The 1933-nt window shown below is 64.1% G+C and carries 1 protein-coding gene; it reads right to left on the bottom strand.

Going from position 1 to position 1933, the window contains the following annotated elements; all coding sequences use genetic code 11:
• Positions 1-95 precede the first annotated feature (95 nt).
• Positions 96-1700, bottom strand: coding sequence for a DUF2778 domain-containing protein (locus EN879_RS33835; RefSeq protein WP_127274604.1), 1605 nt, complete (start codon positions 1698-1700; stop codon positions 96-98).
• Positions 1701-1933 lie beyond the last annotated feature (233 nt).

The following is a 1933-nucleotide window of genomic DNA, read 5'->3' on the forward strand; positions in this document are numbered from 1 at the left end:
TGGAAAGAGCGCGGTGGGGAGAGGCGTGCCGGACAGCGCTGCTCCTGACAGCAGGCTGTCAGGAGCAGCGGGAAGGCGCCCGAAAGCTCTTGTCGTTACACGCCCCTGGCGGCTGATGCGACCTGCGTCGCCGACCCGTTCAGGCGCGGCACCACGACGAGGCGTTTGATTTTGCCCTTCTTGAAAGCGGCGAGGAAGCGCGCATAGTCCTTGAAGGCGACGCAGCCGCTCGACTGGGCGTAGCGGCCCCGGAGCAGGTAGGTATGGGCCAGCAGGCCGTTGCGATTGTATTTGTTGCGGCCATCGACCGGTGTCAGGCGCAAGGCCTCCACTCCGTGGAAGCGCGACTCGCGCATCGACAGATTGTAGGTGTTGGGCGGCGTCGGTCCGCGATTCTTCTGGTCGGCATAACGCGGCTGGTCCGCCATGGCGCCGATGCCTGAATGCGCCTCGAGCCTCGAGCCGTCAGGCATGTAGACGGTCGCGCTGCTGATGTCGTACACGGCGACGCCATTGCCGGCTCCGCTCCTGGCGGCTGGCGAGTTGAAGAGGTTCCTGAACGCCTTGCCAAGGCCGCCCGACGGGGTGTCGGGCTTGGCATAGGCCAGCACATCGCCGCCATCGGCCGGCCGGCCTTGCCGCGTCGGTTTTGCCGGCTGGGCCTGCTGGACCGTCTCGCGTGCCGGCTTCGGCTGCTGAACGGATTTCGGCTGCTGGACGGACTTAGGCTCCTGCTGGACCACTTTGGGCTGCGGCGCGTCGAATTGCGGACGCCGGGTCGGCAACGGCACGTCGTCGGTCAGAGCGTCCGGCAGCGCGGCGGCATCGCCGGGTTGATCCTGCTGGGTTTCGACGGGTGAAACCACGACATCGGCTGACGATTCCTCGATCGGCAGCGGTGAGGCGAACGCCTCGTCGTCGGCCGGCAGGGACTGCACCAGAGCAAGCGCCAACTGCGAATTGTCTGGCGTACCGGATTGGGCAAAACCCATCGGCGGCGGTGCGGTCTGCACGACCACCGAGTCGGTATCCAGCCGGGCGAAACGTTCGGCCGCCGGAACTGGCATGTTATCGGACAGGCTGGCTGTGACCTGGACGGAGGGCACCAACGACGCCTCGGCAATTCGCGGTGCGACGGTGGAGATCACCGGGCGGGTGTTGGCACTGGCGGCAGGCTGTCCGGCGTCGGCAAAGGCAGCGGCCAGCTTCATCGGCGAAAGCGACGCTTCCATGCGTTCGAAGCGCTCCTGCGCCTTCGACTTCACGGCGGCGGGCATCGGCTTTGCCTGCGCTACAAGGCGTTCGGATTTTTCCGCCCGCGCGCTTACCCTGGCCAGCTTGAAACAGCTGGCGCCGCACTGCACCGAATGATCATGCAGGGCCTGAGTGCCGCCATTGGCGTTGGCCAGCACGAAGGGTGCTTTCAAAAAGTGCTGTTTCAGCGGATCGGCAAGTGCGAGCGATCCCGGTGTCGACAGTGTCTGGGGCAGGCCAACCGAAGTTGCCGATAGAGAGGCGCCGACGGAACTGAGGCCAGCCATGGTGCCGATCAACCAAAGGCCGATGGCGGTGCTGACGCAAGGCAGCGCGACCCAGCGGGCCACCCGGCCAGCGTTGAAGGAAGGGGAACGTGGAGCATCGACGAACTCGCCGCCCTCACGCTGTCCCCGGTTTTTTTTGTGTGTACTCAACAACGCCATGCAACCAATCTCGCTTCAATCGGTTTCCCCGTACGTGGCCTTGAGAGCCGCGACGACCATTCTGTGAGTGATCCCAGGTGGTCCCCGACGCGTTTGCCGCGTCTGTAGTTGGTTGCCGATTGCTTCAAAATATGGACAAAGTTGGTTAATCAATTCCTCTCAAAACCAACGACGAGATGTGGATTTTGGCCAAATCAGCCTTCGTCCACGGCCAGGAAAGTGGTGTTGTCGCC

Source organism: Mesorhizobium sp. M7A.F.Ca.AU.002.02.1.1 (assembly GCF_003998535.1).
Classification (GTDB): domain Bacteria; phylum Pseudomonadota; class Alphaproteobacteria; order Rhizobiales; family Rhizobiaceae; genus Mesorhizobium; species Mesorhizobium ciceri.

Coding starts and splice junctions, on each gene's coding strand:
- EN879_RS33835 (WP_127274604.1), bottom strand. CDS start 1,700: ATGGCGTTGTTGAGTACACACAAAAAAAACCGGGGACAGCGTGAGGGC.